Source organism: Rhodococcoides fascians A44A (genome assembly GCF_000760735.1).
Classification (GTDB): Bacteria; Actinomycetota; Actinomycetes; order Mycobacteriales; family Mycobacteriaceae; genus Rhodococcoides; species Rhodococcoides fascians_E.
This window is the reverse complement of sequence record NZ_JMEX01000007.1, coordinates 101,561-125,846: the sequence shown is the minus strand read 5'-3', so window position 1 is coordinate 125,846 and position 24,286 is coordinate 101,561. Positions and strand designations below refer to the sequence as shown.

22 protein-coding genes are annotated in these 24,286 nt (G+C 63.1%); 9 read left to right on the top strand and 13 right to left on the bottom strand.

Translation table 11 applies throughout. The features are described 5' to 3' along the window. Positions 1 to 10: 10 nt before the first annotated feature. The 5 genes from BH95_RS11030 to BH95_RS11010 are packed head-to-tail and all read right to left on the bottom strand — an operon-like array spanning position 11 to position 6,033. Positions 11 to 712, bottom strand: coding sequence for an ABC transporter ATP-binding protein (locus BH95_RS11030; protein ID WP_020112773.1), 702 nt, complete (start codon positions 710 to 712; stop codon positions 11 to 13). Continuing rightward, the gene (locus BH95_RS11025) at positions 709 to 1,491 is read right to left on the bottom strand and encodes an ABC transporter ATP-binding protein (RefSeq protein WP_037182129.1); all 783 of its coding nucleotides are present in this window, start codon (positions 1,489 to 1,491) and stop codon (positions 709 to 711) included. The genes BH95_RS11030 and BH95_RS11025 overlap by 4 nt, the downstream gene beginning before the upstream one ends. After that, positions 1,469 to 3,388 (bottom strand): ABC transporter permease, encoded by a 1,920-nt coding sequence (locus tag BH95_RS11020; RefSeq protein ID WP_037182128.1) that lies wholly within the window; start codon positions 3,386 to 3,388, stop codon positions 1,469 to 1,471. The genes BH95_RS11025 and BH95_RS11020 overlap by 23 nt, the downstream gene beginning before the upstream one ends. A gap of 3 nt (positions 3,389 to 3,391) precedes the next feature. After that, on the bottom strand, positions 3,392 to 4,603 hold the full coding sequence (locus BH95_RS11015) for an acyl-CoA dehydrogenase family protein (protein WP_037182125.1): 1,212 nt from the start codon (positions 4,601 to 4,603) through the stop codon (positions 3,392 to 3,394). Positions 4,604 to 4,632: 29 nt separating this feature from the next. Beyond that, the gene (locus BH95_RS11010) at positions 4,633 to 6,033 is read right to left on the bottom strand and encodes an NtaA/DmoA family FMN-dependent monooxygenase (protein ID WP_020112769.1); all 1,401 of its coding nucleotides are present in this window, start codon (positions 6,031 to 6,033) and stop codon (positions 4,633 to 4,635) included. A gap of 391 nt (positions 6,034 to 6,424) precedes the next feature. Here BH95_RS11010 and BH95_RS11005 point away from each other — a divergent pair, with 391 nt between their 5' ends. Continuing rightward, positions 6,425 to 7,618: an acyl-CoA dehydrogenase family protein gene (locus BH95_RS11005; protein ID WP_037182122.1), complete on the top strand. Its 1,194-nt coding sequence runs from the start codon at positions 6,425 to 6,427 to the stop codon at positions 7,616 to 7,618. Between the two features lie 5 nt (positions 7,619 to 7,623). Here BH95_RS11005 and BH95_RS11000 read toward each other — a convergent pair whose 3' ends face one another. Next, positions 7,624 to 8,157 carry an OsmC family protein gene (locus tag BH95_RS11000; protein WP_020112767.1) on the bottom strand — a complete coding sequence of 178 codons (534 nt, stop codon included), beginning with the start codon at positions 8,155 to 8,157 and terminating at the stop codon, positions 7,624 to 7,626. A gap of 66 nt (positions 8,158 to 8,223) precedes the next feature. On the opposite strand from BH95_RS11000, the gene BH95_RS10995 reads away from it, so the two are divergent. The 3 genes from BH95_RS10995 (at position 8,224) to BH95_RS10985 (ending at position 10,824) form a co-directional block, all read left to right on the top strand. Next, the gene (locus BH95_RS10995) at positions 8,224 to 9,198 is read left to right on the top strand and encodes a helix-turn-helix domain-containing protein (RefSeq protein ID WP_157773055.1); all 975 of its coding nucleotides are present in this window, start codon (positions 8,224 to 8,226) and stop codon (positions 9,196 to 9,198) included. Between the two features lie 230 nt (positions 9,199 to 9,428). After that, positions 9,429 to 10,019 carry a TetR/AcrR family transcriptional regulator gene (locus BH95_RS10990; protein ID WP_244164927.1) on the top strand — a complete coding sequence of 197 codons (591 nt, stop codon included), beginning with the start codon at positions 9,429 to 9,431 and terminating at the stop codon, positions 10,017 to 10,019. A 43-nt stretch (positions 10,020 to 10,062) separates the two neighbouring features. Then, entirely contained in the window at positions 10,063 to 10,824 is a 762-nt protein-coding gene (locus BH95_RS10985; protein ID WP_037160119.1) for a maleylpyruvate isomerase family mycothiol-dependent enzyme, read from the top strand. 20 nt (positions 10,825 to 10,844) lie between these two features. Here BH95_RS10985 and BH95_RS10980 read toward each other — a convergent pair whose 3' ends face one another. After that, positions 10,845 to 11,195 carry a hypothetical protein gene (locus BH95_RS10980; protein WP_037182118.1) on the bottom strand — a complete coding sequence of 117 codons (351 nt, stop codon included), beginning with the start codon at positions 11,193 to 11,195 and terminating at the stop codon, positions 10,845 to 10,847. Beyond that, the gene (locus tag BH95_RS10975) at positions 11,192 to 13,639 is read right to left on the bottom strand and encodes an AAA family ATPase (RefSeq protein ID WP_037182117.1); all 2,448 of its coding nucleotides are present in this window, start codon (positions 13,637 to 13,639) and stop codon (positions 11,192 to 11,194) included. The genes BH95_RS10980 and BH95_RS10975 overlap by 4 nt, the downstream gene beginning before the upstream one ends. A gap of 196 nt (positions 13,640 to 13,835) precedes the next feature. Here BH95_RS10975 and BH95_RS10970 point away from each other — a divergent pair, with 196 nt between their 5' ends. The 3 genes from BH95_RS10970 to BH95_RS10955 all read left to right on the top strand — a co-directional run bounded on the left by BH95_RS10970 (position 13,836) and on the right by BH95_RS10955 (position 16,974). Next, the gene (locus BH95_RS10970; protein ID WP_037182113.1) at positions 13,836 to 14,708 is read left to right on the top strand and encodes a MurR/RpiR family transcriptional regulator; all 873 of its coding nucleotides are present in this window, start codon (positions 13,836 to 13,838) and stop codon (positions 14,706 to 14,708) included. Next, positions 14,705 to 15,556 (top strand): DMT family transporter, encoded by an 852-nt coding sequence (locus BH95_RS10965; protein ID WP_037182112.1) that lies wholly within the window; start codon positions 14,705 to 14,707, stop codon positions 15,554 to 15,556. Before BH95_RS10970 ends, BH95_RS10965 begins: the two co-directional genes overlap by 4 nt. A gap of 584 nt (positions 15,557 to 16,140) precedes the next feature. Further along, on the top strand, positions 16,141 to 16,974 hold the full coding sequence (locus tag BH95_RS10955) for an adenylate/guanylate cyclase domain-containing protein (RefSeq protein ID WP_037182110.1): 834 nt from the start codon (positions 16,141 to 16,143) through the stop codon (positions 16,972 to 16,974). A 3-nt stretch (positions 16,975 to 16,977) separates the two neighbouring features. Here the strand turns inward: BH95_RS10955 and BH95_RS10950 are convergent, their stop codons facing one another. Then, positions 16,978 to 17,508 carry a hypothetical protein gene (locus BH95_RS10950; RefSeq protein ID WP_230595458.1) on the bottom strand — a complete coding sequence of 177 codons (531 nt, stop codon included), beginning with the start codon at positions 17,506 to 17,508 and terminating at the stop codon, positions 16,978 to 16,980. A gap of 214 nt (positions 17,509 to 17,722) precedes the next feature. Between BH95_RS10950 and BH95_RS10945 the strand changes: the two genes are divergently transcribed. Beyond that, positions 17,723 to 18,340: a hypothetical protein gene (locus BH95_RS10945; protein WP_020112756.1), complete on the top strand. Its 618-nt coding sequence runs from the start codon at positions 17,723 to 17,725 to the stop codon at positions 18,338 to 18,340. 65 nt (positions 18,341 to 18,405) lie between these two features. Continuing rightward, positions 18,406 to 18,768: a hypothetical protein gene (locus BH95_RS10940; protein ID WP_019663310.1), complete on the top strand. Its 363-nt coding sequence runs from the start codon at positions 18,406 to 18,408 to the stop codon at positions 18,766 to 18,768. A gap of 26 nt (positions 18,769 to 18,794) precedes the next feature. On the opposite strand, the gene BH95_RS10935 is transcribed toward BH95_RS10940, so the two are convergent. Genes BH95_RS10935 through BH95_RS10920 form a run of 4 tightly spaced genes read right to left on the bottom strand, consistent with a single transcriptional unit; the run spans position 18,795 to position 24,105 of the window. Beyond that, complete coding sequence (locus tag BH95_RS10935) at positions 18,795 to 19,241, bottom strand: MarR family winged helix-turn-helix transcriptional regulator (RefSeq protein WP_019663309.1); 447 nt, start codon at positions 19,239 to 19,241, stop codon at positions 18,795 to 18,797. Then, the gene (locus BH95_RS10930; protein ID WP_037182106.1) at positions 19,241 to 20,056 is read right to left on the bottom strand and encodes an NmrA family NAD(P)-binding protein; all 816 of its coding nucleotides are present in this window, start codon (positions 20,054 to 20,056) and stop codon (positions 19,241 to 19,243) included. The genes BH95_RS10935 and BH95_RS10930 overlap by 1 nt, the downstream gene beginning before the upstream one ends. Before the next feature lie 9 nt (positions 20,057 to 20,065). Next, positions 20,066 to 22,006, bottom strand: a complete 1,941-nt coding sequence (locus BH95_RS10925) for a hydantoinase B/oxoprolinase family protein (RefSeq protein WP_019663307.1) — start codon at positions 22,004 to 22,006, stop codon at positions 20,066 to 20,068. Next, positions 22,006 to 24,105 (bottom strand): hydantoinase/oxoprolinase family protein, encoded by a 2,100-nt coding sequence (locus BH95_RS10920; RefSeq protein WP_037182351.1) that lies wholly within the window; start codon positions 24,103 to 24,105, stop codon positions 22,006 to 22,008. The genes BH95_RS10925 and BH95_RS10920 overlap by 1 nt, the downstream gene beginning before the upstream one ends. Positions 24,106 to 24,286 lie beyond the last annotated feature (181 nt).

The window sequence follows — 24,286 nt, the reverse complement described above, 5'->3', positions numbered from 1 at the left end:
GTCCTTCTGGCTATGGATGGAGATAGGTCTGTTCGACGTGGTCGGTTGCGCTGACGAGTTCGTCTCGGTCGAGTTCGAGAACTGTTCGGCCGTCAGCCAATACGAGGGTTCGATCGGCGATCGCGACGGCAGTCTCGACATGTTGTTCGACGACCACCACGCTGATGTTGCGCCGCTTCGCCTGCTCGCCGACCACTCGGGCGATGAGAGTGCGCACGGCAGGACTCAGTCCGAAGGTGAGTTCGTCCAGAAGTACGACGCGCACGTCGCGCAACAACGCCCGACCGACGGCCGCCAGCTGCTGCTGACCACCACTCAGGCTGCCTGCCAACACGTTCCGACGGGGCTCCAACTGCGGGAACAGGTCGAAGAACTCACCCTCGTCGATGTGAGCGAGCGCGAGATTGTCGGCGAGGGTGAGGCTGCCGAACAGCGACCGTCCCTTGACGACAAGGCTGATGTGTTCCTTGCATCGCCGGTAAGGAGTACCCGTCAGCGCGTCCCCGTCCACCGCGACCGTGCCCGACTGCGGTGCGACGAAGCCGGAAATCCCGAGCAATGCACTCGACTTGCCCGCACCGTTCTTCCCGATGACGCAGACCACTTCACCTGGTTCGACGCTCAGGTCGAAGTCCCACAATCCGGATCCGTTGCCGTAGTCGACCGTCAACCCGTCGACGCGCAGGCCTGCAGTGGAAATTGCTGTGGTCATGCTGAAACCCCCTCCGGCAGCGCCGACTCGTCCTCACCGAAGTAGATGGAGCGCACCGTCGGATGTTCGAGAATCTCGGCGGTGACACCGTGGGCGATGACGGCACCTGCTTCGAGAACGTAGATGTCGTCGCAGACCTCGGTGACGACATCTAGATTGTGTTCGACCAGCAGAATCGACGTATCGGTGGTGTCGCGGATGTCCTTGATGGTGTCGACGACGCGCCGTCGGGCATCGAGACTCAACGCCGCGGCGGGCTCGTCGAGCAGCAGAACCGAGGGGTCCTGCACTGCCGCGCGGGCGAGATTCACCCGCGCATGCCAGCCCAGCGACAACTCCTCGACCCTCTTGTATCTGATGGCGTCGAGGCCGTGCGCAATCAGTAGTGCATCAACTCGTGCGAGAGCGGCACGGGCCGGGCGCCCGAACCGAACCAGGCTCTCGGCGACGGATTTGCGCCCACGTACCTCGGCCGCGGAAAGCAAGTTCTCCTCGACGGTCAGATCCTCGAACAGCAGATAGTCCTGAAACGTCCGGCTGACACCGTGACGCGCCCGCGCCGGCGCGCTGGCGTGCGTCAGATCGCGATCCCCCACCTCGATGGTTCCCGACGTGATCCGCTGGTAGCCGGTTATGGCGTCGATCGCGGTGCTCTTGCCTGCTCCGTTGGCACCGAGAAGTCCGACGATGCGGCCCGGCGAGACCGTCATCGACACGGAGTCGAGGATGCGATGGCCGTCGATCTCGACCGAGAGGTCACGAACGCTCAGCTGTGGCATGTGCCTTCTCCTTCGCTACGGGTGTCGAGGCAGACGGACGCAGTCTCCGGAACACTGCGCCTCGAAGCCGCAGGAACTGACCGACAACACCGTCGGGTTCCGTGGTCAGGACCAGAATCATGTTGGCCGCGAAGAACAGCGACAGCCAGTCGTTGATGTCGGGGGTGAAGGACAGGATCGACGCCAACAGTCCCCCTGGTGCGAACAATCCGGCGAGCACAGCGCCCGCCAGGTGACCGGTTCCGGCCAGGATGGTGAACGCGATCAACGCCAAGGAGTCACTGTAGGTGAAGCCTTCCAGCGTGATCTGGCCCTTCGAGATGAACCCGCGCTGTATCGCGAGAAGGATTCCCGCCAGTCCCCACAACGTGCCGGACAACAGGATCGACGTGAATTTCGCTCGCACAGCGTTGATTCCGAGCGCCGCAGGCAGCCGCTCGTCCTGCCGAACGGAGAGCAGGTAGCGGCCGACGGACGAGCGTCGGACATTGGCGACCGCGATCAGCCCCACGATCAGGACGGTCCACGCCAGCACCGCAAAGTTCTGCGGTTCGAGAATGTTGCTGACCGAGATACCGAACAGGGACGTGTCACCGATCGCCCACCCGGTGTTCCCGTTGAAGAAGTAGTCGACGGAGAACACCATCGTCTGCACGATCGATGCGATCGCGAGGGATCCGATGGTGACCTCGTAGATCCGCGCACGCACGAACACGATCGACGACGCCGCCGCGAACGCCAGCGACACTGCCAACGCCGCTGCCGCCGACACCGGTAGCGACGCACCTTGCGAACTGACTGCCCCGAACACCAGCATCGAGATACCCGCGAACGTAAGCGGAAGTGCATTGACCTGACCGGTGAATCCCGTCGAGACGACGATGCCCAACGCAACGAGGCCGAAAATGGCCGTCAGGCTCAACGCGTCGACGGTCGAGCCACTGCCGAACGAAATCAGTGCCACGACCACAGCGACGCCGACGGCGACGTGGACCGGCCTGATGCGACCGGATCCCACATGGAACACCGCCTTGACCTCGCGAGTACCCCGGCTCATGTCGGTACGCGCGTAGGCGATGAGGACGGCGAGGGCAATGATGTGCGGGACAGCGCGTGCGAGTTGGGCGTCGATCAGCCCGGTGACGAGTCCTTCCAGTACACCGGCGCCGATGGCGACACCGAACGCGACCCAGAAGCGTCGGAACTTCGCGGCCAGTGCAGCGCCGAGCGCGGGAACCAGCAGCGTGGCCGCCGACGTCGGCGACAACTGAGTGATCGGGAGGACGAGGACGCTACCGGCGGCCGACAGCACGCCGGCGAGTCCCCACGCCGCCGAACCCCACTTGCGAGGATCGATACCGATCGACTGTGCACCGAGGTCGGTGTCCTGGATGGCCATGGTGATCAGCCCGAAGCGAGTGCGCGTGAACAACGCATGCAGCGCGATCGTCGCAATCAGTGCTGTGGCACCGAGAAGCAGGCTGATGTTCTGGACGCGCACTCCCCCGATCTCGAATCCGCCACTGACCAGGAATGGGTTGATGGTGATCTGGTGATTGGTCCATGCGATGCGCACAATCGCTTCGAGAACAAGCAGCAGACCGAGCGTGATCAAGATTTTCGTGACGACGGGTGCGTGGGCGAGACGCTTGCCGACAACCGCGAAGAACACGATGCCGATCGCGCCGCTGACCACGACGCCGAGCACGATGGCCAGGGGTAGAGGTACTCCCGCCTCGTACAGTTTCCAGAACGAGTATGCGCCGAACGTGCCGAGCGCGCCCTGCGCGAAATTGATGACGCCGGTTCCGCGGTAGGCCGCAATGAGACCCAGCGCGACGAGCGCGTAGGCGCCGCCGGTCGACAGACCGAGCGAAGCGTAGGTGAGGAAGTCCACGGCTCAGCGCTTCCTGTCTCGGAGGTCGATACCGCTGAGCCACTCACGGAACGGCGAGGTGCCGTTGAGTTCGAAGTCGCCGATGCTGGCCAATCGATACGGCGTCGGGTTGTGGTTCGACAGCGTGCGGGCATTGCGCCAGTGCCGGTCCCAGCCCTTCTCGACACTCAGCGCGGACGCGCCGCCGACGTCGAACAATCGTGTCACTGCCTTCAACACCGTCTCGATGACGGTGACCTGCGCCCGGTAGATCTCGATTTCCGTCGCGTCCTCCAGAGCACTGCTGCTCGCGCCCGAGCGGATGGCACGGCTGTGCGCGTCGAGCGTCCGGGCCGAGTGCCGAATCAGCGTCTCCGCGAGGTGGTTGGCTGCACTGACTTCGCCGATCACCGTCTGGATCAACGAGTCCTCGCGCGGCAGCACTCCCGCGCCCTGACTGAAGAAGCGGGTGCGCGAACGGACATAGTCGACGGCGTCCGCATGCGCGGCGCGGCTGATGCCTGCCAGTGCGATCAGATGCCAGAACTGTGCGACCGACGTTCCGTAGCTACCGAGCGCGACGTCGTGTGGGAGTTGAGGAGTATCGGTGATATCGACTTCCTCGAATACCGTTGTGCCACTGGCGGTGAGCTTCTGGCCGAATCCGTGCCAGTCGTCGACGAGAGTGACGCCATCGGCTCCGGCAGGAACAACGGCCTGCTCGACGGTGTGCTTACCCTCCCCTGTCGTGAGAATCCAATCGGCGTAGAGGGATCCGGTGCTGTAGAACTTCTTGCCCGTGACCGTGCGCCGGCCGGACGCGTCGGTCGAGATACGCGTCGAGAAGTGAGTCTGGTTCTGCGCGTTCTGCTCTGTATAGGCCCCGCCGAAGATGCCGCCGTCGGCGATGCGTCGCAACCACGCCGTCCGGTCGTCGGACTCGGCCGCATGGATCAGTCCTTCGGTGAAGATGAAGTGCGTACGCAGGAGTTGGACCACGTTGGAATCCGCGGCGGCCAGGTCGAGAACAAGTTCGGTGAGCTCGGGAAAGGACAGGCCGTAGCCACCGAACTCGGAGGGAACGCGCAGGGCGCCGAAACCAGACACAGCGAGCTCACGAACGAGGTCGTAGGGCAGTTCCCGGTTGCGGTCACGGTCGACAGCGGTCGCGGCGATGGACGCGACAACAGCGGAGATCTTCTCGCGAAGCGATGTGTCGTCGAGAGTAGCGGTCATGGATGTGGCTCCGATTCGAAGATGATGCTCTACAAAGAGGCAGGCAGGTCGGCGCCGATGCGCAGTGTCCGTGCGCGGTGGTCGTCGCCGAGATGGTCGCCGCGCCCGAACAGCTTCTCGCGCAGGGTGCCCGGCGCGTATTCGCGCTGCGCGAGACCCCGGTCCTGCAGTACGGGCACGACGTGGTCGACCCACTCGTCCCACCAGCCGAGAGTCGTGATGGGGACGACGTTGAAGCCGTCGACGCCTGCGTTCGCCCATTCCTGCACGTGGTCGGCGATCTGCTCGGGCGTGCCTGCGAAGCGGCCCGGCAGAAGGGACTGGTCGACGAGGTATTCGCGCCACGTGACACGGGCATCCGGATTTTCTTGTGCATCGGCGGCTGCACGAAAGAGTGACTGCACATGATTACCGAGCTGCGCACGACCGGCGAGCTCGGACAGAGGGGTATCGGGGTCGATCGAAGAGAGGTCGATGCCGGAGTTTCCACTCCAGAATGCCTGCAGCGCATCGAAATCGATGTTCGAGCGGAAATAGTCCTTCTTGCGCTGCGCTTCCTCCTCGGTGGATCCGATGACAGTGGAAAGCAGAACGATCTTCTTGAGCGACGACGGCGCCCGGCCGATGGATCGGAGCTCGTCGTCGAGGACTGCGATGTCACGCACAGCCGACGCGGGATTGTTCGACGGCAGGAAGGTCACTTCGGCGTTGGTTGCGGCGAAAGCGCGCCCAGCAGTCGAATTCCCGGCCTGGAACAGCACCGGGGTGCGCTGCGGGGACGGCTCGACGATGTGCGGTCCCTGCACCTTGTATCGCTTGCCGACGTGGTCGATGGTGTGAATCTTGTCGGGGTCGAAGAACTCCCCTGTCTCGTGATTGTGAACAACGGCGCCGTCCTCCCAGGAGTGCTCCCACAGCTTGTAGGTGACGTCGACGTACTCCTGCGCCCACTCGTAGCGATCGTCGTGGCCGACGATCTCGTCGTACCCGTAATTGCGGAAGCCGTTGCTGAGGTAGGACGTCACGATGTTCCACGCGACACGGCCGTCGGTGAAGTGGTCGAGCGAGGACAACTGACGCGCGAACGAGAACGGGTGCGACTGAATGATGTTGCTGGTCACTGCGATACCGAGATGCTCGGTGACGTGTCCGAGGGCGGAGACGATGGTGACGGGATCGTTCTCGGGGAACTGTGACCCGGCTCTGATCGTCGTCGATCCGTCTCCGAAGTCGAGGTCGTAGACGCCGACGACATCGGCGATGAAGAGCGTGTCGATCTTTCCACGCTCGAGCGTCTTCACCACATCGATGTAGGGCTGCAGATCCTTGTAGCCGTACTGAACACGACCTTCGGGCGTACGCCAGTAGCCGTGACTGTGATGGTTGGGGGTCAGGTGCAGGAACGCGTTGTAGACGAGCGGTCTGGTCATCACACAGATCTTTCTTGTGGGCCGTTCAGTAGTGCGGCCCTAAATTCGAGAAGGACACGCGTCGATGTGGGGAACATTGGCACCACCGAAAATTAAAGTCAAACTTTTGAAGTCGTCGATAAACAGCGTCTCGATTCGACCGGCACTTAAATTCATCGTGGTTTTAAACCGGGCCAGATCATCGCCCACACAGGCTCCCACGACGCCGTTCCAGGTGTGACGCACTTCACCGACAGTTCGCCTACGCTGACGCCGGTACTTTCTGGACCTGGGTTGACACCGATATTTCAACGATGGCAAAGTCCGCCACGCGCCATTCGACGCCACACCCTTCGGCTGTTCCGGTCTCCACGACACCACCGCGCACTCATCGACCCCGTCAGGACATCGCATGACCATCGACACAGCATTGCCCATCGGCCGAGTTACTCGCCTGAAGAATTCCCAGGAGGCCATCTCCGCTGCCGAGGAACTCGCCGCATTCTTCCGAGAATCGGCAGACCGGCTCGACCGGTCGAGGGAACTCCCGATCGAGGAACTGACAGCACTGGCCGAGAGCGGACTACTCGGCATTCGGGTTCCCCGCGAATTCGGCGGCGCCGGCGTTTCCTACGAGACGGTAGTCCGCGTGTTCGTCATCCTGTCGAAAGCGAGCGGTTCGCTGGGCCAGTTGCCGCAGAACCACTTTCACCTGATCGATTCGATCTTCATCGACGGTACCGTCGACCAGAAGCAGTTCTTCGCCGAGGAGATCCTGGCGGGTCGACGCTTCGGCAATGCCCTGAGCGAGCGCGGATCGAAGCCGGTCCTGTCCCCGCCGGACACGACACTCACCGAGACCGGCAGCGGCTCAGTGGTTCTCGACGGCGACAAGTACTACTCGACGGGAGCGCTCACCGCGCACTGGATTCCGGTGCTCGCATCGACCCTGGACGGACAGTTCTCCCTGACCTTCGTCCCGCGGCACGCCGACGGCCTGACCATCGTCAACGACTGGGATGCCATGGGGCAACGAAGCACCCACAGTGGAACCGTTCACCTGCGCGGCGTCGAGGTTCCTGAACTCTACTCGCTCAAACCATTCGACGGATTCCACCGCCCGGATACGTTCCCACCGTATGCATCCATCATCCATGCTGCCGTCGACGTCGGAATCGGATTCGGCGTCCTGGAACGCGGAATCGAACTGATCCGCACGATCGCGCGACCCTGGCGGACAGCCAACGTCGACCGCGCTATCGACGACCCACTCACGGCATACCGACTCGGTAAACTCGCCACCGGCGTGCAGGCTGCCGAACAGTTGCTCTACGAAGCTGCGCGTCGATTGGACCACGCCGACGAACTCCGCACCGCGGACCAATACGAACTTGCGGCAGTGTCAGTCGCGCAGGCGAGCGCGTTCGCGAGCGAGAACTCGGAGCGACTGGCCAGCGAGTTGTTCGAATTCATCGGTGCACGTTCCACTTCCGATTCGCTGAACTTCCATCGCTACTGGCGTGATGTTCGGACGCACAGCACCCACGACCCTGCGCGATGGAAGTACCACCGTGCAGGCGCATGGCTGCTGGGCACAGATTGGTGATGCTGTCAGACGATCTCTACGACGCTGGTCACCGGCGTCGGCCGACTGATCGTGCCGGCCACCGGCGATCCGGCTACCGTTCGGTCCCACAACGCGCGCAGGGTCGCGTCGTCGGCGTCACCTGCGATGACAGCGTGGACTTCCATGGATCGGTACCCGGCCGAGCCGTTCTCGTCCAGACCTGCCCACCGAAGAATGTTGTCGAACGTGCCGGTGATCGTGACATCGAGACGGTCGAGCCGAATCCCCTGAACGGTCGCGTGCATGACAGCGCCCGCGATGAGGCAACCGCTCAGCGAGGACAGGAGATATTCGTGGGGCGTCGGGGCTCCGTCCTTACCCGCCAGATCGGCGGGCTCGTCGAATTCGATGGTGTGTCCGCGTGCGGAACTGGTGCTCTGGAACCCGTCGGACCACGACGATTCCACCGTCCACGGACCGCTCATCTCCTCGACTCGGCGCGCGTCGAACAGCAGTTCTCGCAGCGCAGAGGCGTGTTCGGGGTCGATTCCGTTGAGTGGCGTCGAACCAATGTCCATATCGAAACTGTACGGTTAGGCCGTGCTGGTGCAAAACACCTGTAGGCCCCTGGGGCCGGTGCCACAGTGAGCCGGAGAATTCGGATAGGCGTCGGGCCCGTCGACGGCCGAAGCCCCCGATACGGCATCGACCAACTCGACACCGTGCTCGACGGGATGTGGTGGGGAGACAACGTCCTGTGGGTCGTCGACGACGGTCTTTCGAGTGTCGACGTGGTGCTCGCGGGTGTGATCGCGCTCGCCGACGGCCGCGACGTCTCGGATCGCGGCTTCTCCCGTGGCGCCTTCGACCTGCGGGACCACGCCTCCATCGGAGCGGTCGCCGACACCGCGTGCACGGTCGTCCGCGAGGGAAAAACGGCGCTGTGGATATGTCCACGGTCCTCGGTGCCTCTTGCGCTCCGCGAACTGGCACAGGTGATCGTCGACCAGAACTCGACCCACCTTCGAGTCGAGCGCGCAGACGGACGCCGAAGCCAAGTTGTCGGAACGGAAATGCCGTACGCAGTCGACGACGGCATCGCCACGGTCGGCCCGCCGTCCACGGTGTCGCGGCTCGGCGCGGGGCTTCGATCGATCCGCAAACAACGCGGATGGAGTCAAGCCGACGTCGGCGCAATGATCGGGGTATCGGGCAGCGCGATCTCGCAGACCGAGCGTGGCACCCAGTCACTGTCACTCGACACCGCCGTCGAATTGGCCGAACGCCTTGGTGTTTCGATAGATCATCTCGTACACGGGGCGGATCGATCGTACGAGCTCAGCAGGCCCGCCTCGTTCGGGCGTGGTCAATCGCGCCTGGCACCGAGCAGTCCACAACATTTTCGCATCGTCGCCTTTGCAACCATGTCCCTGAGTTCGTCCTCGACCGGTTCCGTGTCGATATGCATTGGTTCCGGCGTCGTCAAGCTGGAGCTGGCCGACGATTCAATCGTTCTGGGTCCCGGGGACGTGGTCAGGACAACAGGTTCGGAACTACGTGCGTGTCGTAATCTCTCTGCGCACCCAGCGTTGATCTTTCAGGTCAACGAGCACTCATGAGCTGGTCGAAGCCCGAATAGCTGTCGCCACCTTGACCGGCGCCTTCGGCTGGGGACAGTGCCCGCTGCCGTCGAGTTCGACCACATGCACGAGGCAACCGTGTCCACGGGATGTCGAGGACGTGTTTGCCGGACACGGGGTCGGCCGGGGCCCCAGATGAGATAACGTGGTCGGCTTGACAAACCAACACCTATCGCTGATAGTTTTCCTATCGACGATAGGAGGTGCTGGTGCCGGACGGAAAGAACGACCCCCGCCGCGCCAGGCGAGAAGCCAAAATCTCTGCAATCCTCACCGAGGCGTGGCAACTTGCCGAGCGCGACGGGTTGGCGGTGATCTCGTTGCGAGAGTTGGCCGCCCGCGTCGACCTGCGGCAGCCGTCTTTGTACGTGTATTTCGCTTCCAAGCTCGACCTGTACGACGCCATGTTCGCCGACGGGTACCGCCAGCTCATCGACTACCTGGACAGTCAGCCGATGCCGACCGAGCCACGAGCAGCGCTCGAGCAGTTCGTGGTCGTAAACGTACGGTTCTCGAGTAAGTACCCGATCGTGCACCAAATGCTCTTTCAACGCACCATCCCTGGTTTCGCGCCCTCGCCTGCATCCTGGGAGGTTGCCCTCGAGTTCTACGGCCGAGCCAGAGAGGTCCTCGCCCGTGTCGGTGTCGAGGATCAAGACGATATCGACATCTTCAGCTCGCTGATCGCCGGCCTGTGTGATCAGCAGATAGCCAACGATCCAGGTGGTGACCGATGGGTGCAGCACGTGCCTCGCGTCGTCGCAATGTTCCTCACCGGTGCAGTTCATCCGGCTCCATGATCGAACTTTTCCTTTGCCTATGAAATGCCCCGAGAGGCCTACCATGACCATTCCCACGTTCATCGACGTCGCCGCGATCCCCCGGATCGAACATCGCGAAGCCATGCAGATCACTTCGGTCGAAAGCGACAAGTTCGCCGCTGCTCTACGCGCACTGCGCACAGACGATTGGAGTAAGCCCACCGTATGTCAGATGTGGGACGTGCACGCCGTCGCGGCTCACATCGTCGGATCGGCTGCCGGCCAGGCATCTCCGCGCGAATTCGTCCGACAGGTCCGCACTGGCAAGCCCCTTGTCGCCGAGATCGGCGGGGAGTTCTGGTGGGACGGCATGAACGAGCTGCAGGTACGTGAGCGGGCCACCAGCTCGCCCGATGAACTGATCGCGGAATGGGACACACTCGCCCCGGCTGCGCTGAAGTCACGTTCGAAGCTACCCCGCCCGATCGCCAAACTGCCCTTGCTGAATCTTCCTGAGCCAGTAGGACGTCAGCCGATCGCGTACCTGTTCGACGTCGGATTCACCCGCGACGTCTGGATGCACCGGGTGGACATCACACGCGCCGCCGGCACGGAGCTCGACATCGACGCTGCGCACGACGGACGTCTCGTCGCCGATATCGTCGCAGAATGGGCCGGCACACACGGCCAACCGTTCGACCTCACCCTGACCGGTCCGGCCGGCGGTTCGTACCGCGCAGGGTCGGGCGGAGAGGCAGTCGAGATCGACGCCGTCGAATTCTGCTCGCTCTTGTCCGGACGCGGTGAGGCAACGGGGTTGCTCAGCCACCCACTCCCCCTCTGACCTTCGGGCGCGAGAACGTCTCAGGCGACCGGACCCGGCTCGAGCAACACTGCCACCACCCTGCACAGGTGCCGCACCTCGGACACCGTGGGCGCCAGTTCGTAGGCATGGTGGTGACACACGTTGCTGAGCCGGTTCCAGGCCATCGCGGCAGCGTCTGCTGGTTCGGTAGTGCCCAGGGACCGAAGAATGACCAGCTTCGACCGCATGCTCGCATTCGGAACCTCGGCACCCAACGCACGAAGATGCTGGTCCACCAGATCCTCCAACGCCTGCCGCGCGAGGAAAGCCGCCAATCTCGCCGAACTACCTGCCGCACCGACGTTTCCGTCGAGCAGACGCTCCGCGTTTCGCAATGCGATTGCCGTCACGAGCTCAAAATCCCGTCGACCACGCGGCCGAGATCCTTCACCGCGTCGACATCGACCGCCACCGCGTCACCGTGCACGCCCGCGTTGCAGAGTTTGAGTGTCGGCCACCGTTCCGGTCTGTAGGACAGCCACCCGCCCAGATCCTTGTCCGCATCACCGTGTACTGCCAACGCGAGCCGATTGCGAGTCTTCTTCACATCACCCCAGCGCTTCTCGGTGTCCTCGCGGCTCTCCCCCGCCCGATGCTGGGTTGCATAGAACAATTGCTGCGCAGCGGATTCCAGAGCCAACCGGAACAAACCCGGTGCGACGCGCCGCTTCACATCGCCAGGTACATTCTCGTCGCGCACCAGGGCGTACGCGTCGTCGACGTATCGCTTGGCTTGATTGAGCGTCTCTCGGACATGAATTCTCGACCCCGTCTCGCGCGTCACCTCCACCAATCGCGCATCGACGGCCATCTGCCGGATCGCGGTGGCGAGTCGGTCGTCGTGCGAGAAGACCACCACCTGCCGGGTCTCGGCCAAGCTCGACAGCACGCGAATGAATCCGTCGATCTTGGCAGGATCCATGGCCTGAATCGGATCATCGAGAACGATGAAGCGGAACGGGCTGTTCGGCGTCGTCGCCCGCGGAATGAACAACGCCAGAGCGAGCGCATGCAATTCGCCCTGACTCATCACCGACAACGCCTCCGACGGTGCACCGTCGACCGTTCCCTTCAACACCGCTTTACGACGAGTACTGCTTCCCTCCAGGCTGATTGCGCCGATATCGACGTTGCTTTCCTGCCGTAGTTCGGCCCAGATGTCCCTCGCCTGCTCTGCGATCGGCTCGAGTCGCTGATTACGCAGATCGATCGCGTGGGCGGTCATCCACTTCTTCGCAGCCTCGAGATCGGCGACGGTCGCATCCGTCTTGGCTGCCTCCCGTTCCAGCTGTACCCACGACGCCAGACGAGAAGCGATAGGCGCCCACGTGTCCTCCCGCGCCGCGATGGAGTCGAGTGCTTCCTGACGCAGGTTCTGGCCTGATTCACTGACCGCAAACAGCGTCGAGTTCAGGTGTTCTGCGAGGCCGGAAACAGATTCCGGCACAGCCCGAGCCGTCGCAACGGCCTCGTTGTATGCAGTCAGAGAGGACAACTCGACACCCGCGACAGTGTCGGCCGTGCTCGAGTCGTCGATCAGCATGCGAGCTGCGCGGCGCGCCTCGTCCAGATCGCGTCGGGACTGCTTGAACTGTGCGAGCTTGTCGTCGTCGGCATCGATCCGCGCACGGGCATGCGCGGCCCATGCGTCGTCGAGAATTCCCGTTTCGCACACAGGGCACCGACCATCGCCGACCAGATCGTGTAGTTCCAGAGCAGTCCCCAGCAGCGTGTTTCGCTTGTCGGCAATCGCAGCGGCATCGTTGGCGAGATCGATGTTGTTCGCAACGGCGGAACGGACTGCGGCAACGACCGTCTCGATCTGTTCGGGCAGCGGTACCGCCAACCCACCGATGGTGCGCAGGCCCGACAAAGCAGGTGACTGCTCGGACGTCGAACCGGTTGCAAGAGATTGCACGGCTCCGACATCAGGCTGGCGCTTCTTCAGCAGCGCCACGGCCTGCACTGCGCGATCGTCGTCGGATTCGGCCACGATGCGTTTGAGCTGGATCAACGCGTCTTTCGCCTGCTGGCGCGGCACTTTGGCGTTCTTCAACGCTGCAGTCAGCCGCTTCTCGGCGTCGGTGATCTCGTCGAGTCCGAGTAGTTTCGCCAACGCGTCGTACAGGGTCGACGGACTGTCTTCGACGAGACCGCCGATCTCGTCGTACGACAGGATCGGTCGGTGCAGTTCCACGGCAGACTTCCACCCGAGAGAATCGGTGCCGGGCGAGCGTTTTGCATTCCCGACCTGCGTCCATGTCTTGTTCTCGCGCAAGGCGGCATCAGGATCCCAGTCGACGCCGACGACGGTCCGTTCCGAACCCTCGATGGTGAGTCCGACGCGCACCTGGCACTGCGACGCGTCGTGCAGGTTGCGCCATGTGTCGGCCCACAGCTTGGCCTTGTTCTCCCATCGGTAGCTCTTGCCCGTGACTGCGAATTCGAGAGCCTCCGCAAAGCTGGACTTGCCGGAGCCGTTTCGGCCACTGACGATGGTGATACCGGGGGCGGGATGAAGCGTCAGCTCGGACTTGGGCCCGATACCGCGGAAGCCGGCCACCTCGATGGACGTCAGGAATGCACCGACAGGATCCTCCTGGGTCATGCCGTGCGCAGCCCGGCGGGCCTGCAAAAGAGTGACACCGTCGAGCTGATCGTCGAGTTCGGCATTGCCTTCGAGCGCGGCAAGGACGAGGTATTTGGCTTCGTCGGCCAAGTCCTGATCTGCGTCGATGGCGTCGAACACGACCTCCATGAGCGGTCTGTCCACGGCCTCGTCGGGCTTGGTCACCGGCACTCCCCTGTCGTGTCTGTCTGGTTCCCCAACCAGACCCCACAGTTCCATACGAGACCGACACTGCGCACCCGGACAAGGGGCGGACGCGTACACCGCAGCAGTTGGAAACACCATTTCCTTCATTGTCTCCGATCTGAAACATTGATACCTTGTCGGTAGCCACGAGCGCACCGAGGAGAGACTCCCGACGATGACACCGCCGACACACCCGTTCGACATGACGAGCCTCCAGGGCGCGATGCGTGCGGTGCTGCCCAGCCTCAGAGCCAGTGATGCGTCGGTGATTCGGCTGGTTCTCGATCAGCCGGAGTTCGTTCAGAACGCGTCGACGGCAGAGGTCGCCGAGCGCGCCGGTGTATCGAACGCAACCGTGGTTCGGGCGGCTCGAGCTGCCGGTTTCACGGGGTTCAGCGACCTGAAGTTCGCGGTGGCTCGGGCATCCGGCGGGGCAGGAATGTTCGTCCCACCTCCCCGCCTGACCGATGTGACGACACCCAAGGAACTCGTCGATTCGATCTTGTCGAGCCATGTCAACGTCATCGGAGCCGTCCGAGGAACCCTGAACGAGGAAGTCGTGCAGCAGGTCGTGGGCAAACTCGATCAGGCCGAACGGATACTGATATCCGGATCGGGCACGTCGTCGGCCGTCGCCGCCGACGCCGCGGTCAGGTTCACCTCGATCGGACTGATGGTCCAGGCGCCGGTCGATCATCTGTCCACGCTCGTCGTCGCCCGTCTTCTCCGCCCGTCGGACATCCTCCTCGCTGTCAGCCACACAGGAATCACTCCGCAAACCGTCGCTGTGGCCGAGGCCGCTCGTCATGTCGGCGCCACGGTCGTGGCCATCACCAGTTTCACTTCGTCGCCGCTCGTCGACATCGTCGATCACGTGCTCGTCGCGGGTGGCTCAGAGCTCGACTTCCAGCTCGCTCAATCCAGCAGTCGCCTGGCACACCTGACCGTCGTCGACATACTGCACGCGGGAGTTGCGTTGGCGAACATGGACCGAACTCGCCGCGCCGAGGCAATAGGCTTCGACACACCGGTCCGAGACCGACGGTGAATCACGCAGCACTCGGGCTGGTCGGTCTCGCAGCAATACTCCACGCCGTGTGGAACATTGCAGCAAAACGATTCACCGGGGACGCCGCCGTCTTCGTGTGGATGTACATGACGGCATCGGCCGTGCTGTGCCTCCCGGTAGCGCTGTTGTTCGGCCAGTGGACCGCATCATGGGCCTTGCTCATCGGCCCACTCGTGACGGCCGTCCTTCACATCGGGTATTCGCTGACCCTCCAAGTCGGTTATGCACGAGCCGATTTGAACGTGGTCTACCCGGTCGCACGCGGCACAGGACCGTTGATCACCGTTGTCGTCGCGGTCACAGTGCTCGGCGAACGCCCGGGAATTCTGCCGCTACTGGGCGGCGTGATCATTCTTCTCGGGATACTCGTCGTGACCGGGTACAAACGTCGCCAGAATGGTTCGGTGTCAACAGGAGTGCTGTTCGGATCCGCAACCGGTGCGATGATCGCCGCCTATACCCTGTGGGATCACTTCTCCGTCGTCACTCTCGACCTGTCGCCGGTCACGTATTTCGCGTTGGCGGTCTCGATGCAATCGCTGCTGCTCACGCCCAAGGTGGTCGGCAAGGGGGCGCAGTTGAAGAGCGCATTCGGGACCTATCGGCGAGAAGTCCTACTCGTCGGAGCGCTCTCCCCCGCTGCGTACATCCTGGTTCTCGTTGCAATGAGGTCCCTGCCGCTGTCGGTGGTCGCCCCAGCCCGTGAGTCGTCGATCGTCATCGGATCCTTGCTGGCGTGGTTGTTGTTCCACGAAAGCAACCCTGTCCGACGACTGGCAGGTTCGGCCGTCGTGCTCACGGGAATCGTGCTGATCGCCGCGAACTAGAGGTGACGGGGAATATCCGCTTCTGACCCCGGCGTAGTCGGGGTTGAACAATGACATCGTCAGCACACCCTCTTCGAAGACGCCGAATGCGAGCCCCAGCAGCAGTATCGTCGGCCAGCCTCTGCCCGCTCGTCGAGTCAGTTCTCGGATCAGAACTGCGCCGGCGCCGTACCACAGCGACAGCGGCAGAATGAGCGGCAACAGGTACAGCGGAAAGTCACCCAGGAAGAATTCCGCAACTAGCGGGGCGAGGAAGTACAGCCCGATCACGGGACTACGCACTGTACGCATGCTTCAACGGTGAGCCCGAAGTCGAGACCATGGAAGTGACAGACGTCATGACTCCATTCGTTCGGATGTCACTCGATCACCTCGTCCGCACGATGCGCCCGAATACCTGACCGACGTCCATCCGCTGGTGAGCTTCAGCGGCTTCGTGGCGAGGAAGGACATCGTCGTTGACTGCGTAGATCTCTCCCCTCATAGCGCCCACGAAGTATTGGGCGCAATGTCCGAGGCTGTCCCGCCCGAACTCGAGGGGGGGTGTTTGCCCATAACCGGCAGACACAGACGATGATGTCTGCGTGACCCTGTGGATTGTTGCTGCCGGTGTCGAGCTCGCTGTCATTGTTGCGCTCGGCGTTCTGCTGATCGTGTCGCAGAAGAAGCTGAAGACCACCCGAGCAGCTCTGGACCGAGCCCTCGACACTTCGTCCAAGCGTCGTAAACGTCGTGGCCTGGTGCCGTTCGCGATCCGGACGACGTTCAACACCGCCGACTCGCTGATCAACAAGGGCTTCGGCGCGACGGTGCGTAACTCCGTCGAAGACCTCGCGGGCTGGGCGAAGGTCGAGCGTCCCGATCTCGCGCGGATCGCGGCCGACGGCGACGTGGTGGTCGTGTTCTCCGACATCGAAGGTTCCACGGCGCGCAACGAGGAACTGGGCGATCGCGGTTGGGTGAAGCTGCTGGAACGCCACAACCGGCTGATCACCAAGCAGGTGGAAGGCCACGGCGGCCACGTCATCAAGAACCAGGGCGACGGCTACATGATCGCGTTCACCGATGCAGGCCAAGCGGTGCGATGTGGAATCGCAGTCCAGGAGGCTCTGCAGGAGAACCCGGACAAGTGGGATCGGATCCGAGTCCGCATGGGCATCCACGTCGGCAGCTCGGTGCGCCGCGGCGACGACCTGTTCGGGCTCAACGTCGCGATGGCCGCACGCGTCGCAGGGCAGGCCGACGGCGGAGAAATCCTGATCAGCGAATCGGTACGCGAGAAGATCGGTCGTGCGTACGACATAGTCCTCGCCGAACCACGAGAGGTGCAGCTGAAGGGCATGAAAGGAACCCACCAGCTGTACCCGGTGGAAGTTCCCGCACTTCCGGCGACGACGACCGTGCGGGAACTCGACTGACCGTCAGGGCACCAACACCACACCGATACCCGGAATGAGGGTGTCCACCCGCGGCGGCCCCCAGTACTCGCGCGAATGAGTCACGACGATGGCAACCGGCCCTGCACCCGTTCTCGCCACCACTTCCGTCGGCAAACCCTCTCCGGTGGTCTCGAGCGGAACGTTTCCGTTCGGAATCGCCGGATCGTACGGCGGCTTCTCGTAACCCGACAGCTCCCAGTGCCGCAAACCCTCCGAACCCGTTGCCCCAGTAGCCAGATTGCGCCAATGCACCGTCAGGAACCGATACGGATACTGGGGGTCCCACGCAGCGACGTTCGCAGCGGAGATACTCACGACACCGGGCTCTGCTCCGACGGTCGTCTTCATCGGAATGGTCTGGAACAACCCACCCGGCACAGCACCCGGAGCGATCTGAAAGCCGGTGACCACCGGAACCGGCGTGATGCTGGTCTGCGGCGCCGCGGCAGCCGTGCCCGCACCCAGGACCAGCGAACCGAACAATGCCGTCGTAACCACGGCTCTTCGCAACACTTTTCGCATAACCTCTCCCCTCATGTGAATGGAAATGCAGGCCAGGGCCTACATCTCCACTCACGACACCTTCGCAAAACGGGCGGCAACACGTCTACCCCTACACCGATTCGTGACGGGGTCGTGACGCGAACATCGTTAACGCCCACTCCCGCGGCATCGATTTTCCTGTCGAGAAGGTGCTGCACCCCGCATGCACCGGTGAGGGCTCTTCATGAAGCGTCTGTTCGTCACCACCATGGCCGTCTTCGCGGCAACAGCACTCGCAGCCTGCGGTTCTTCGGACTACCGGGAACCCGACACCGTCGCCGCAGTCACTGCAACGGCGACGCCGAACAGCACCGAAACTCCACTACCCGACAACGAACCTGCGCCCGAGGATCAGTCCACCCCCGGACCGAATCCGGTCACGATTCCGCCGACACCGTCACGCGATGACGTCAACGTCGATGCTCGCGATTTCGAGCGTGGTGACGGCCAGTACTTCTTCCGATCCCCGAGCGAAAACGTGTTCTGCGGCTTCAACTCCCAGAACGCGCCCGGGACGGTCGTGGGCTGCCAAGTCCGATACTCCGTGCCCGGCAGCAGCGGTCGGGAATGTCTCAACACCGAGAACAACACCTACGGAGTGCAGATCCTCGAAGGCGGCGCCGTCGAGCAGATCTGCACCAATCAGGGCATCTTCGTCGCCGACGACACGCCCGTACTGGAATACGGCCAGGTCATCGGAGTAACCGGAACGGTCTGCCGCTCCACCGAAGTCGGAGTCGCCTGCTACAGCGGAGCTGACAGTGGGTTCATGATCTCCCGCGACGTCAACGTGACCTTCTGACCGGGTAACGAGGTTCACCGCGGAGTCGATTCACACAATGTCCCAACGACGATAGGACCGAAAAGTTGATCAAGAAAATCATTGCTGCGTCCGCACTCGCACTGGGCGCCACAGCCCTGGCAGCGACGCCGGCTTCGGCCGACGGAATTTACGATTCACCGTTCACCAGTGAGAACACAGAGCACTACGTCAGCGCATTCGACCCCGCCGCGTACGGTACACGCGGGTCTGACCCGCTCATCATCAGTCCCTACGGAGCCAACCAGCCCATCTACAGTTGGAGCTTCCACGGCCAAGGCCAGACGTGGCAGGTCGATCCGGCCGGCCAGGCACATCTTCTGCGGTCGATCCAACTCCCGGCCGGGTCTTCCACTTACACCTTCCGCACCATTTCAGTCTTCGACCCGTTCACGGTTCTCGACTACTGAACCGGCCTCTGTACGCGGTCTCCGGCTCAGCGGTGTTCTCTCACACCACGCACGAACCCTTCGACCGAGGAGACTGCGTCGGTCAATTCGACATCGGAATCGACTCGACGAATGACAGCACACTGTGCGATGACCGTGTTCGCGCGTTCGACCGTTCGCTCACCGGAGCTCGTGAGGGCCACCAGCAAGCGCTGTGAATGCGCGGAATCGCGGTACCTCTCGACCAGACCCGCACGTTCCAACCCGGCGACTGTCACTCGTATCGTGGTGCGGTGACGTGCGAGCCTGCGGCAGATCTGCTCGTAGGTCATCGGTCCGCATTGCCCTATGGTCCGCAGGATCTCGAACCTCGCCCAATTCAGACCCACCCGCGCAAGGGATTCCTCCAACTGCGCCTTCACCGCGTCCGTGTTGCGTAACAACGTCGCGATCGTCTCCATCGAATCGGCACGGGTGTCGGTGGCAGTGGTCATCAGCCGGCGACGACCGTGTCGACGTCCGACGCCGGCCGGCCGAGTACGAACTGCACGGCCGCGCTCCCGGCGAGGAAGTCGTGGTGGTCGTAGAAGTCGAACATCGCGCGCAACCGCGCAATCGCCCCCGTGGGCATCGACCCGCTCACCGAGTCCTGCCACTGGTCCAGTGAGATCTGTTCGATTTCCGCACCGGACCCCCGCAGGAGTTCACGAACCGACAGGGCCTGCGGACCGCCGAGTTCGTAGGTCGCGCAATGATGTCGTTCGCCTTCGGTCAATACGGCCGCGGCGACAGCTGCGACATCATGCAGACGGACGAAAGAAAAGCGGGTATCCGGACTGTAGGGCAACGTCACCCTCGTCGAGTCCCCCGACAACGCACCGGCGAAGTTCTCGACGTAGGCGCACGGCTGCAGCACCGACCACTTCAACGGAGATCGGTGCAGCTCGTCCTCGCATTTCGCTTTGTCCATGTGATGTGGCATCGCCGGAGTGTACGGCCACGCCACCGAGTGATACACGAAATGGTCGACGCCAGCAGAAGCCGCTGCGGTCAACGTATTTCGCAGCAAGTTGGGCTCGTCCGGATGGACATTGGGGGCGATGAAGTACACCGCCCGACACCCAAGGAGCGCTTTGCGCAGCCCGGTACCGGTTTCCAGCTCCACTTCGTGATCGAATTGCGAACGCGCTCGTCGCACGAGCCGTCGTACCCCCACCGTGTCCGCGAGCGCGTCGACCACTGCGGAACCGGTCTTACCCGCGGCGCCGACAACTGCGATGTCGGCGCCGCGGACAGTTCCGTTGCTCATGAGCCCGTCCTAGACGTAATCGTAGACGGCCGAGGTGTCTCCGCCGGAGAGTTGGGCGTATCCCGGACCGCGATCGAAGAACGGTTCACTCTCACCGCGACCTCCGCGCAACTGCTCGCGCAGTGTCGCGGTGGCGTTGTCGTCGACCGACGGTGCGTCCCCGTCGACGATGACCACGCCGTAATCCTCCCGCGCGCCGTCCACCGAGACTTTGCGCCACGACACGTCCCGCAGAACTTCCTGGGTCGGCCGGTCAAGCGGGTCGCCCCACCCACCGCCGCCGGTAGTGCGGATGCGGATCACTTCCCCAGCCTTGATGGGTTCAGCGTCGGTGAGTGCGTCGAACTCACGTTCGTTAGGGCCGTCAGGGTCGAGCACCACCGAGAACGGTCGACCGGCTTTGCCGCCTTTGACACCCCAGCAGGCCAGGATCGAACGGTCCGCGATGGACATGAAGTGCGCGTCCTTCAGCATCCGGATGTGCTTCTCGTACCCCAGACCACCGCGATACCGTCCGGCACCGCCGGAATCGACGGCCAATCCGAGCTTTTCGACGATGAACGGGAAACGGCTCTCACTGAATTCGGTAGGGAGGTTTCGCGAATCCGGCACGACGTGGATAGTGTCCTCGCCGTCCGCGTAATACCGGCCACCAGAACCGCCGCCGAGAACCTCGCGCATCAGGTATGAGTGCCCGTCGAAGTCCTCGCCGTAGACACCGGTGTACCGAATCGTCTCCTGATCGGCCGGCATGTTGCCGTCGACGGCCTTGGCGACCACACCGGACAGGACACCGAGCAGACGCAGGATCACGAACGTTCGAGCGTTCGTCGGAGCCGGAAAAATCGGGGTGATGAGCGTTCCCTTCTCGGGGAACTTCATCTCGATCAGCGGCACGACTCCCTCGTTGACGTCGAGTTCGGCCATGCGCTCGGGTGTGTCGGCGAGATTGCGCAGAATCGGCGCGAGCCACTTGATCAGGAAGTTGCCGTCCGCGTAGTCACCACAGTGATTGATGGGCCCCTTCGCCTGCGGGCCGGTCCCGGTGAAGTCGAGGATCAGCCGCTCGCCGCCCTCGTCCTCGGGCCTCGTCTTCGTCAAGGTGATGCGCTGAGTGTGCAGCATGGGCTCGTCGACGCCGTCGTGCTCCGCGTAGTCCTCCCACGTGTACTCACCAACCGGAATCTTGCTCAGAATCTCACGGCGGTACGTCTCGGTGGTCGCGTCCATCATCGCGTCGAAGCAGGATTCGATGGTGTCCACGCCGTAACGCTCGAACAACTCGGTCAGTCGACGCGCACCCATCAGGCACGCCGAGCATTCGGCATCCAGATCGGCGGCCAAAGCGTCGGGCATGCGGGAGTTGCGCGTCATGATGCGCAGAGCTGCCTCGTTGGCCACTCCCTGATCCCAGAGTTTGATGGGCGGAACCATCAACCCTTCTTCGTACACGGTCGTCGCACCGGACGGCATGGAGCCCGGGCAGCAGCCGCCGATGTCGTCGTGATGCCCGAAGGCCTGCACGAAGGCAACCACCTTCGGTTCCGAATCGGGAGTGGTACGAGCGAACACCGGGACCGTGACGCAGAGGTCAGGGAGGTGGCCGATTCCGCCTTCGGACAGGTAGACGTCATTGTGGAAATAGACGTCTCCGGGCTTCATCGTCTCCAGGGGGAAATCACGGGCGATGGGGTGCACCAACGCAGAGTACGAACGACCCGTCAACTTACGCAGATTGCGATCGTGGATGCCGGCACGGAAGTCGTGGGCATCGCGGATCATCGGCGAACGGGAGGTCCGCGAGATGGACGTCTCGACCTCCATTTCGACGCTGGCAAGGTAGCCTGCGACGATCTCGACGAGGATCGGGTCCGGGATCGCACCGTCGGTCTCGGTCAGTCGGTAGGGCTTGGCTGCGGTCGCGGCCGCAGCATCGAGTACAGCAGTCATCACTTCGCTCCGTTCGAGTCGAAAGTCTTGGAGATGCGGATGTTTCCGTGGGTGTCGATTCGCGCCGAGAATCCGGGGTGGATCGGGACGGTGGAGCTGAATTCCTCGATGACGGCTGGACCGTCGATCGTGTCACCAGCACCCAGGCGAGCACGGTCGTAGACGGTGGTATCCACCCAGGAGTCGAAGTAGGACTTACGGGAACCGGTTCGGGCAGACTCGGAACCTGAACCGGCTGCAACCGTACGGGCGGCCGGACGCTGAATGGGCCCGATTCCGCTGACTCGCAGGTTGACCCACTCCACGTGCTGAGCGTGGTCGCCGCGGAAGTCGTAACCATACAGCTCGCGGTGCGCCTCGTGGAACGCCTCGGCGGACGCGTCCATGAGTTCGGGCGTGATGGGCCCGTCGCCGACAGGAACGCGGACCTCGAACGCCTGGCCCATGTACCGGAGGTCGGCAGTGCGCGCGTACCGGCGTTGCGTCTCGTCGAAACCTTCGTCGGCGAGGGCGATCTCGGCCTTGCCGGCCAGTGCATCGAACAGCTCCTGCAGCTCGGCGACCTGCAACCGGTCGTGACGACCGACGTGCGTCTGGACGTAGTCGTTGCGCACGTCGACGGTGAGCAGTCCGAATGCCGACACGTTGCCCGGGTCGAGTGGTACCAGCACGTCCTTGAGACCGAGAATGTCGATGAGCCTGCACGCGAGGAGCGAGCCCGAACCACCGAAGGTGACAAGGGTGAAATCCCTGACGTCGAGACCACGCTTGACGGTGATCTGCCGCAACGCATTCGCCTGGTTCCACGCCGACACCTCGAGGATACCGACGGCGCACTCCTCGAACCCGAGTTTCAACTCTGTCGCCAACTGCTCCAGCCCTTTTCGAGCGAGCTCGGTGTCGAGTGGAATCTCACCACCGAGCAAGTGCGGTGGGATCCGGCCGAGCAGCACGTGGGCGTCGGTGATGGTCGGCTCGCTGCCGCCCTTGCCGTAGCACAACGGTCCCGGATCAGCACCGGCCGACTGAGGTCCGACGCGAAGGGTGCGCTCGGGAGTCATCCAGGCAATCGACCCGCCGCCTGCACCAACGGTCACGACGTCGATCATCGGAATCTTCGACGGATAGTTCCCGACGCGTCCCTCGGTGGTCAGCGCAGGCTCGCCCTGTACGACAACGGTGACGTCGGTCGATGTTCCACCGCCGTCACACGTGAGAACTTGGTCGACGCCTGCAGCGTCGGCGATCAGTGCTGCACCGAGGGCACCCGCTGCCGGACCGGACAAGACCGTCGTGATCGGCTGGTGCACGACCTCTTTGGCCGAGAGCACGCCGCCGTTGGACTTCATGACGTAGAAGGGGATGTCTCGGGCTTCACCGTCGGCAGTGGAGAACTCACGCAGCCGGTTGGCGATGTTGTTCACGTAGTTGCGGATGTTCGGCTTCACGGCAGCATCGACGAGTGTCGTGATGGACCGCTCGTACTCGCGGTATTCGCGCAGAACCTGGCTCGAAATGCTCACCGTCGCTTCCGGGAACACCTCGTCGAGGATGTCGCGGACCCGCTCCTCGTGGGACGGGTCGGCATAGGAATGCATCAGGCACACCCCGATCGTCATGATCCCGCGATCCTTGAAGAACTGAGCAGCGGTGCGGACACTTGCCTCGTCGAGTGGACGAATCTCGCGGCCGTCGAACGCAAGACGACCACCGACGGTTTTGACTCTGTCCGCCGGAACGATGCGATCGGGCTTGACCCAGAAGTAGGAGTTGCCGTAGCCGTCGGGCACCGACTGACGGGCGATCTCGAGCACGTGCTCGTAGCCCTCGGTGGTGATGAACCCCAGGTTCTCTACCTTGCCCTCGAGCAGCTTGTTGGTAGCAACCGTCGTGCCGTGGCTGACCGCGCCGATACTCTCACCGCTCTCACCGAGCTTCTCGAGCACCTTCTCGATGCCGGTGAGGAATCCCTCCGCGGGGTCTGCCGGCGTCGAGGGTGTCTTGGTGGTGACGATGGCGCCGGTCTCGTCGTCGACCGCGACGATGTCGGTGAACGTGCCACCGGTGTCGATACCGATCCGAATCTTCCTGGAATCCACTGCTGCCTCCGTGTAGTCGCTGGCGTGTAATGCCATTTCACAGCGTGTGCATCACGTAGTCGTTGGCAGATTTTGCCCAACACTGCGGGCGGTCTTCGGCATCCAGTGAACAGGCACGAAAAACGCCCCGAACCGGACGGGTTCGGGGCGTTCAGCATGGAGTGGGACCCCGGTTTCCGGA

What these genes read in the sequence shown, in the direction of transcription:
- BH95_RS10935 (WP_019663309.1), bottom strand. Translation starts at nt 19,241, where the DNA reads ATGACCACTGCCACCGACACCCGTGCCGATTCGATGGAGACGATCGCG.
- BH95_RS11015 (WP_037182125.1), bottom strand. Translation starts at nt 4,603, where the DNA reads ATGACCGCTACTCTCGACGACACATCGCTTCGCGAGAAGATCTCCGCT.
- BH95_RS11025 (WP_037182129.1), bottom strand. Translation starts at nt 1,491, where the DNA reads ATGCCACAGCTGAGCGTTCGTGACCTCTCGGTCGAGATCGACGGCCAT.
- BH95_RS10925 (WP_019663307.1), bottom strand. Translation starts at nt 22,006, where the DNA reads ATGACTGCTGTACTCGATGCTGCGGCCGCGACCGCAGCCAAGCCCTAC.
- BH95_RS11000 (WP_020112767.1), bottom strand. Translation starts at nt 8,157, where the DNA reads ATGGACATTGGTTCGACGCCACTCAACGGAATCGACCCCGAACACGCC.
- BH95_RS10970 (WP_037182113.1), top strand. Translation starts at nt 13,836, where the DNA reads ATGACACCGCCGACACACCCGTTCGACATGACGAGCCTCCAGGGCGCG.
- BH95_RS10945 (WP_020112756.1), top strand. Translation starts at nt 17,723, where the DNA reads ATGAAGCGTCTGTTCGTCACCACCATGGCCGTCTTCGCGGCAACAGCA.
- BH95_RS10985 (WP_037160119.1), top strand. Translation starts at nt 10,063, where the DNA reads ATGACCATTCCCACGTTCATCGACGTCGCCGCGATCCCCCGGATCGAA.
- BH95_RS11005 (WP_037182122.1), top strand. Translation starts at nt 6,425, where the DNA reads ATGACCATCGACACAGCATTGCCCATCGGCCGAGTTACTCGCCTGAAG.
- BH95_RS11010 (WP_020112769.1), bottom strand. Translation starts at nt 6,033, where the DNA reads ATGACCAGACCGCTCGTCTACAACGCGTTCCTGCACCTGACCCCCAAC.
- BH95_RS11030 (WP_020112773.1), bottom strand. Translation starts at nt 712, where the DNA reads ATGACCACAGCAATTTCCACTGCAGGCCTGCGCGTCGACGGGTTGACG.
- BH95_RS10930 (WP_037182106.1), bottom strand. Translation starts at nt 20,056, where the DNA reads ATGAGCAACGGAACTGTCCGCGGCGCCGACATCGCAGTTGTCGGCGCC.